The 7,088-nt window shown below is 64.8% G+C and carries 8 protein-coding genes; 5 read left to right on the top strand and 3 right to left on the bottom strand.

Features of this window, described 5'->3' with window-relative positions:
* A partial coding sequence (gene pxpB, locus CIC12_RS18805; protein ID WP_168665820.1) for a 5-oxoprolinase subunit PxpB occupies nucleotides 1-508 on the bottom strand: 508 nt, incomplete at its 3' end.
* 205 nt (nucleotides 509-713) lie between these two features.
* On the opposite strand from pxpB, the gene CIC12_RS18800 reads away from it, so the two are divergent.
* On the top strand, nucleotides 714-1,226 hold the full coding sequence (locus CIC12_RS18800) for a winged helix DNA-binding protein (RefSeq protein WP_042327041.1): 513 nt from the start codon (nucleotides 714-716) through the stop codon (nucleotides 1,224-1,226).
* 55 nt (nucleotides 1,227-1,281) lie between these two features.
* Here the strand turns inward: CIC12_RS18800 and CIC12_RS18795 are convergent, their stop codons facing one another.
* Complete coding sequence (locus CIC12_RS18795) at nucleotides 1,282-1,881, bottom strand: 5-formyltetrahydrofolate cyclo-ligase (protein WP_238812710.1); 600 nt, start codon at nucleotides 1,879-1,881, stop codon at nucleotides 1,282-1,284.
* A 20-nt stretch (nucleotides 1,882-1,901) separates the two neighbouring features.
* Here CIC12_RS18795 and CIC12_RS18790 point away from each other — a divergent pair, with 20 nt between their 5' ends.
* The 4 genes from CIC12_RS18790 (at nucleotide 1,902) to CIC12_RS18775 (ending at nucleotide 6,823) form a co-directional block, all read left to right on the top strand.
* Nucleotides 1,902-3,869 carry a lytic transglycosylase domain-containing protein gene (locus CIC12_RS18790; protein WP_168665818.1) on the top strand — a complete coding sequence of 656 codons (1,968 nt, stop codon included), beginning with the start codon at nucleotides 1,902-1,904 and terminating at the stop codon, nucleotides 3,867-3,869.
* A gap of 81 nt (nucleotides 3,870-3,950) precedes the next feature.
* Nucleotides 3,951-4,904: a complex I NDUFA9 subunit family protein gene (locus tag CIC12_RS18785; RefSeq protein WP_168665816.1), complete on the top strand. Its 954-nt coding sequence runs from the start codon at nucleotides 3,951-3,953 to the stop codon at nucleotides 4,902-4,904.
* Nucleotides 4,905-4,940: 36 nt separating this feature from the next.
* Nucleotides 4,941-5,594: a glutathione S-transferase family protein gene (locus tag CIC12_RS18780; RefSeq protein WP_168665813.1), complete on the top strand. Its 654-nt coding sequence runs from the start codon at nucleotides 4,941-4,943 to the stop codon at nucleotides 5,592-5,594.
* Entirely contained in the window at nucleotides 5,591-6,823 is a 1,233-nt protein-coding gene (locus CIC12_RS18775) for a multifunctional CCA addition/repair protein (protein WP_168665811.1), read from the top strand. The genes CIC12_RS18780 and CIC12_RS18775 overlap by 4 nt, the downstream gene beginning before the upstream one ends.
* A gap of 69 nt (nucleotides 6,824-6,892) precedes the next feature.
* Here the strand turns inward: CIC12_RS18775 and CIC12_RS18770 are convergent, their stop codons facing one another.
* Complete coding sequence (locus CIC12_RS18770; RefSeq protein ID WP_168665809.1) at nucleotides 6,893-7,087, bottom strand: DUF2905 domain-containing protein; 195 nt, start codon at nucleotides 7,085-7,087, stop codon at nucleotides 6,893-6,895.
* Between the last annotated feature and the right edge of the window lies 1 nt (nucleotide 7,088).

Genomic DNA, 7,088 nt, shown 5'->3' with positions numbered 1-7,088 from the left:
TCTGTTCACCGCCGATGCCGACAGAGCCAGCCGGCACTTCCAGCCGCGGCGACGCGCGGCGCGGCGTATGCAAGGCGGCGTCGAGACCGCCCATGTACGCGAAGCCCGGCTGGAAGCCGAGGAAAAAGACCACGTACTCGCCATCTGCGTGACGCTGCACGACCTCGCGCACGGTCAGACCCGTGTGATCGGCGACCGCCTGCAGGTCGGGGCCGAACTCACCGCCGTACTGCACCGGAATTTGGACCTCGCGACCCGGCTCGGGCGTCTTGCCCGCGGCGTCCCACGCGGCCAGCAACTGTTCGCCGAGCGCGTCGCGATCGGCTTCGAGAGGATCGAACAGGAGCGTGAGATTGTTCATGCCCGGCACGACCTCCAGCACATGCGGCCAGTCGCGCGCGAGCGCGGCGGCCGCCCACACGCGCCGCTGGCATTCCAGCGTGGCGGGCGGCGCCGCTTCGCAGACGAGCGCGGCATCGCCGAGCGGAAAAATTCTTGGTTGGCTCATGGCTTAACGGCCCAGGTCGGGTGGCAGGAAGCGGGCACGGCAGACCCTTTGACGCGCAATCCGCGCCGGTATGCGGTAGTAGAAGCGTACATTATCAATAAAATATCAACAATTTCTCAATAAGCGTTTGTGCCAGGCTCGCCGGGATGGTTGGCTCGTCGTACACTCCCGACACCTTCTCATCCTGTCCCTCGGACTCTTCGTCATGTCGCGTCATCCCACCAAGATCGTCTCGTCGGAACATCTCGTCTCCGAGACCAGTGCGGAACTGTCCGAACTCGAATACGCGCTGATCATGGCGGGCAACGCCTTCAACCGGTGGATGGTGCGCTGCATGTCCGCGGCCGGCGACAAGGACATGACCGCGATCGAAGTCTCGCTGCTGCATCACGTCAGCCACCGCGAGCGTCGCAAGAAGCTCGCGGACATCTGCTTCGTGCTGAACATCGAAGACACGCACGTCGCCACCTATGCGTTGAAGAAACTCGTAGCTAGAGGGTACGTAAAAAGCGAAAAGACCGGCAAGGAAGTGTTCTTTTCGGCGACTGAAGCGGGCCGCGAGTTGTGTCTAAAGTATCGCGAGGTGCGCGAGAGCTGTCTGATTTCGACGCTGAAGGAAAGCGGCCTGACCAACGAACAGATCGGCGACGCGGCGCAGCTGATGCGCAACGCGTCCGGTCTGTACGACACGGCCGCGCGGGCGGCGGCGTCCCTGTAACGGACTGCTGGGCTGGCGCGCGGGGTGAAGCCAGTAAGCGCGCCGCCAGCGCGGCTCAACTTGCCGGGCGTGGATGGAAGCCCGCCTCGGTAACGATCAGGTCGAGAGCAATGTCGTGCGCTTCACGTTGCAGTGCTGGCGTGCGGCACGCCTCATACGCGATGCCCACCGTCAGTGGCCGTTTCGCACCCGGCCAGGCGGCCAGGGTGCGATCGTAATAGCCGCCGCCATAACCGAGCCGGTAGCCGGCGTCGTCGAAACCGACGCAGGGCACGAATAGCAACTCGGGAATTACCACTTGGCCGGACACCGGCTCGGCAATCTTGTGATGACCGATCTTCATCTCCATGTCGGGATGCCACGCATGGAATTCGAGCGGTGCGCCGCGTGTCTTGATAATCGGCAAGCTGGCTTCTCGTTGAGCGTTGGCCGCAAGCCACAGAGAGATCGCAGCGCGTGCGTCGAATTCGCCGGAAAGCGGCCAGTAGAATCCTACGCTGTCCACACCATAGTGCTCCAACGCATCGAGCACGTAGCGGCCGAGCGCGGCGTTGTGCGCAGGCTCGGAAGCCGCTTGCAGCCTCGTTTCCAATAGCGCGCGGCGCAGCGCCTTTTTCGCGGCTGGCACAGGGTTGCATGCTATGCTTTGGTCCAATTCGCGCTCCAGAAACAACGATGTCAAAACGCCTTTATCGAGTATATCGCGCGGCCGGTCTGGCGCTCGCCGCTGCGGCACTCGTCGCGTGCAGCACGGCCTCCGCCGTCAAGCCCGTTCCCTTTTCGCAGCTCACCAACGACGACCAGATCTTCATCCAGTTGCGCGAGGCAGCCCGCAATAACGATGCGGCGCGCGCGGCACAGTTGGCGAGCATGATCCCGAACTATCCGGCGCCTTCGTATCTGGAATACTTCCAGCTCAAGCCGCAACTGTTCGATTCGACCGGCCATGCGCGCGTCGACGCCCCGGACGCGCCGGTGCTGGCGTTTCTGCAGAAGTACGACGGCCAGGCGATTGCCGACCGTCTGCGCAACGACTACCTCACGGTGCTCGGCACGCGTCACGACTGGCGCAACTTCGACCAGCAATACGCGCGCTTCGTGCTGAACGACGACACCCAGGTGAAGTGCTACGCGCTCGAATCGCGCGCCTCGCGCGGCGAAAACGTCGCCGACGCGGCGCGCGCGCTGCTGGTCGATCCGAAGTGGTACGGCGACGGCTGCGTCGATCTGATCACCGTGCTCGCCGTGAACCGCCAGTTCAGTGCCGACGACGTCTGGCAGCAGATCCGTCTCGCGTACGAACAGAACTACACGAGCACTGGCAGCAAGCTGCTCGACGCGCTCGGCAACCAGGCGCCCGACCCGGTTCTGTTCGGCCAGGCGACGAGCACGCCGCCGTTGTTGCTGGCGCGCGGCGTCGGCCCGGATGCGCAGTCGCATCAGCTCGCGCTGCTGGCGATCACGCGCATGGCGCGCAACGATCCGGCCATGGCCGCGGCCACGTTCGCGTCGGTCGCGCCGTCGCTGAACTCGCCGGAGCGCGCGATCGGCTGGGGCACGATTGCCTATCAGGCGGCCGCCAAGCAGATGCCGAGCGCGGTGGACTGGTACCGGCTGTCGGCGAACGCGCAGCTGTCGAACCCCGCGTATGAATGGCGCACCCGCACCGCGCTGCTGGCGGGTGACTGGAACATGGTGCGCTGGTCGATCGAGCAGATGCCGGAGGCGTTGCGCAAGCAGCCGTCGTGGGTCTACTGGCACGCGCGCGCGCTGAAGCAGGCGGGCGACACGGCCACGGCGAACCAGGAATTCGAGTCGATCGCGCAAAACTTTAACTTCTACGGTCAACTGGCCGCCGAGGAACTCGGCCAGAAGATCTCGGTTCCGCAGAAAACTTCGGTGAGCGACGCCGAAGTCCAGCAGGCTGGCAACACGCCGGGCTTCGATCTCGCGCAGCGGTTCTATGCGATGAATTTGCGGCTCGAAGGCAATCGCGAATGGAACTGGCCGCTGCGCACGATGAGCGACCGCCAGCTGCTCGCGGCGGCAGAATACGCGCGCCGTATCCAGCTCTATGACCGCACCGTCAACACGGCTGACCGCACGAAGAGCGAGCACGATTTCTCGCTGCGTTATCTGTCGCCGTTCCGCGATATCGTCGAGCGCGATGCGCAGTCGAGTGGGCTCGACGTGGAGTGGGCGTACGGGCTGATTCGCCAGGAATCGCGCTTCATCATCAACGCGCGCTCGGAAGTCGGCGCGGGCGGTCTGATGCAGTTGATGCCGGGCACCGCGCAACTGGTTGCGAAAAAGATCGGCTTGGGCCCGATTTCGCGCGAGCAGATGAACGACATCAACACCAACATCCTGCTCGGCACCAACTACCTGTCGATGATCTACAATCAGTTCGACGGGTCCGCCGTGCTGGCCACCGCCGGCTATAACGCAGGTCCGGGCCGTCCGCGCAACTGGCGGCAGTCGTTGCAGCATCCGGTCGAAGGCGCGATCTTCGCCGAGGCGATCCCGTTCCAGGAAACCCGCGACTACGTCAAGAACGTGCTATCCAACACGGTCTACTACGCGGCGTTGTTCGAAGGCCGTCCGCAATCGCTGAAGGCGCGTCTGGGTTATATCGCGCCGTAAAGCGCCGTGCCGCCGCGGCCTCGTTCGAGGCCTCGGCGCGCCACGCCAGCCGTTGCCGCGGCTTCCATCAGGGAGTCGAAAATGCGACACAAAGCCATTGCGATCACCGGCGGTTCCGGATTCATCGGCAGCCATCTCGTCAACGCGCTCGTCGAAGCGGGCAAAGACGTGCGTATCGCCACGCGGCGGCGTTATAACGCCCGCCATCTCACGCTGCTTCCCATCGATGTGATCGAAACCGACGTGTTCGATCCGGTCCAGCTCGCGCGCTTCGTCGAAGGCGCCGATTGCGTGATCAATCTCGTCGCCACGTTGAATGGCAAGCGCGGCACGCCATACGGTCCGGAGTTCGCGCGCATGCACGTCGATCTGCCGACCCGGATCGTGGCCGCCTGCGAAGGCAAGGGCGTGCACCGGCTGATCCACCTCAGCGCCCTCGGCGCCAATCCGAACGGACCCAGCATGTACTCGCGCTCGAAGGGCGACGGCGAGAAAGCGGTGCATGCGGCGAACGTCGCGTGGACGATCTTCCGGCCGTCCGTGGTCTTCGGTCCTGAGGACCAGTTCCTCAACAAGTTCGCGTTCCTGCAGCGGATGTTTCCGGTGCTCCCGCTCGCAATGCCGGATGCGAAATTCCAGCCGGTGTATGTCGACGATGTCGTGAAGGCGATCGTCAACGTGCTCGATCTCGACGCCGCGAGCGGCCGCACCTACGAACTGGGCGGCCCGACCGTCTACACGCTCGAAGACCTCGTCACCTATTGCGGCGACGTGATCGGCAAGCATGCACGCATCATCCGTTTGCCGGACGCGTTGGCGCGCCTGCAGGCGCTGACCTTCGAAATGGCGCCCGGCGAACCCGTGATCTCGCGAGACAATCTCGATTCGATGAAAGTCGACAATGTGTTGAGCGGCCCGCTCGCGCCTGAACTCGGTATCGAGCCCGCCAGTATCGAAACGATTGCGCCCGTGTATCTGACCGGCGCGTCGACGCGTTCGCGCTTCGACACGTTTCGCGCGAGCGCCGGACGCTGAGGTACCTCGTTCAAATCCTCTCCATTGAAACGAAGCATGAAACTGCTAATTGGTGACAAGAACTATTCGTCATGGTCGATGCGACCGTGGCTGCTGCTGAAGCACTTCGGCCTTGCGTTCGACGAAGTGCTGATCCACCTGTACGAGCCCGGCACGACCGCCGCGATCCTCGCTCATGCGCCGGCGGGGCCGGGCAAGGTGCCGTGCCTGATCGACGACGCGGGACAGGCCGTTTGGGATTCGCTGGCGATCGCCGAGACACTGGCCGAGCGCTTCCCGCAGCACGCGCTGTGGCCGCGCGACGCGGCGGCGCGCGCGCTCGCCCGCAGTGTGAGCGCCGAGATGCATTCGGGCTTCGGCGAGTTGCGCTCGAACATGTGGATGAACATTCGCGCGTCGTTTCCGGGCAAGAACGCAACGCCGGGGGTGCTCGCCGATATCGCGCGGATCGAGACGATCTGGCGCCAGTGCCTCGACGCGCATGGTGGACCTTTCCTGTTCGGCGAGTTCGGCATTGCCGATGCGATGTATGCGCCGGTCGCGATGCGCTTCAACACGTGGCAGCCGACGTTGTCTGAAACCGCGTCGGCGTACGTCGAGCGGATCACCGCGTTGCCGGCCGTGCAGGCATGGATCGACGCTTCGCGTCGCGAGACCCACGCGATTGCCTATCAAGACGTATGCCCATGAACATCTATGCGGTAGGCGGCGCGATCCGCGACGAGTTGCTGGGCGTACCGGTGCAGGACCGCGACTACGTGGTGGTGGGGGCGACGCCCGAGCAGATGGTGGCGCAGGGCTATCGTCCGGTGGGCAAGGATTTTCCGGTGTTCCTGCATCCGCAGACGCACGAGGAATACGCGCTCGCGCGCACCGAGCGCAAAACGGCGGCGGGTTATCACGGCTTCCAGTTCTTCTATGCGCCGGACGTCACGCTGGAGGAAGACCTCGCGCGCCGCGATCTGACGATCAACGCGATGGCGCGCGAGGTGCGGCCGGACGGCGAGTTGAGCGGTCCGGTCGTCGACCCGTTCAACGGTCAGGCGGACTTGCAGGCGCGGCTATTCCGGCATGTGAGCGACGCGTTCCTCGAAGATCCCGTGCGGATTCTGCGGATTGCGCGCTTCGCGGCGCGCTTCGTCGACTTCACGGTCGCGCCGGAAACGCTGACGCTGATGCGCAAGATGGTCGCCGAGGGCGAAGTGGATGCGTTGGTAGCCGAACGCGTGTGGCAGGAAGTGTCGCGCGGCTTGATGGAGAAAAAGCCGTCGCGCATGTTCGAGGTGCTGCGCGAATGCGGCGCGCTGGCGCGCATTCTGCCGGAGATCGACGCGCTGTTCGGCGTGCCGCAACGCGCCGACTATCATCCCGAGGTGGACACTGGCGTGCACGTGATGATGGTGGTCGATCATGCCGCCCAGCAGGGCTATGCGCTGCCGGTCCGGTTTGCCGCGCTGACGCACGACCTCGGCAAGGCGACCACGCCTGAGGACGTGCTGCCGCGGCATATCGGCCACGAGGGGCGCAGCGTGGATCTGCTCAAGCCGCTCTGCGACCGGCTACGCGTGCCGAACGACTGCCGCGATCTCGCGCTGCTGGTGGCCCGCGAGCACGGCAACATTCATCGCGTGATGGAGATGGGGGCGGCGGCGTTGGTGAGATTGCTCGAACGCAGCGACGCGCTTCGCAAACCGGCGCGCTTCGCCGAAGCCTTGCAGGCCTGCGAAGCCGATGCCCGCGGCCGGCTGGGTTTCGAGATGCGCGACTATCCGCAGGCCGAGCGGCTTAGGGTGGCGCTCGTCGCGGCGCGCGGCGTCGATGCCGGTGCGGTCGCCAAACGAATGGCCGATGCGCCTGCCGGCATCAAGGACGCCGTGCATCAGGAGCGGGTGCGCGCGGTGGAAGCGGCGCTGGGGTAGGGCGCTTCGGTGGTGTGGCTGCCTTTGACCTTCGCGGCGTAGGCCGCCGTGGTCAAAGGCAATGCGAACTCAAAGCACCCTCGCCAGCAGCGACAGGATCATCGACAGCACCAGCGTCGACATGAACGGAAACGGATACTCGCGGCCGAACAGGCGTAACGTCACGTCGCCGGGCATCCGGCCGATGCCGATCTTCCTGAGCCACGGCCAGCAGGCCGACAACACCGCCACCGCAACGAACGTAGTCAAGAGCCAGCGGATCATC

The organism is Paraburkholderia sp. SG-MS1 (assembly GCF_012275575.1).
In the GTDB taxonomy this organism is placed as follows: domain Bacteria; phylum Pseudomonadota; class Gammaproteobacteria; order Burkholderiales; family Burkholderiaceae; genus Paraburkholderia.
This window is presented reverse-complemented; position numbering and strand designations above follow the sequence as displayed.

Excerpts from the sequence above, each read along its gene's own strand:
- CIC12_RS18800 (WP_042327041.1), top strand. The coding sequence starts at position 714 with ATGTCGCGTCATCCCACCAAGATCGTCTCGTCGGAACATCTCGTCTCC.
- CIC12_RS18790 (WP_168665818.1), top strand. The coding sequence starts at position 1,902 with ATGTCAAAACGCCTTTATCGAGTATATCGCGCGGCCGGTCTGGCGCTC.
- CIC12_RS18785 (WP_168665816.1), top strand. The coding sequence starts at position 3,951 with ATGCGACACAAAGCCATTGCGATCACCGGCGGTTCCGGATTCATCGGC.
- CIC12_RS18780 (WP_168665813.1), top strand. The coding sequence starts at position 4,941 with ATGAAACTGCTAATTGGTGACAAGAACTATTCGTCATGGTCGATGCGA.
- CIC12_RS18775 (WP_168665811.1), top strand. The coding sequence starts at position 5,591 with ATGAACATCTATGCGGTAGGCGGCGCGATCCGCGACGAGTTGCTGGGC.
- CIC12_RS18770 (WP_168665809.1), bottom strand. The coding sequence starts at position 7,087 with ATGATCCGCTGGCTCTTGACTACGTTCGTTGCGGTGGCGGTGTTGTCG.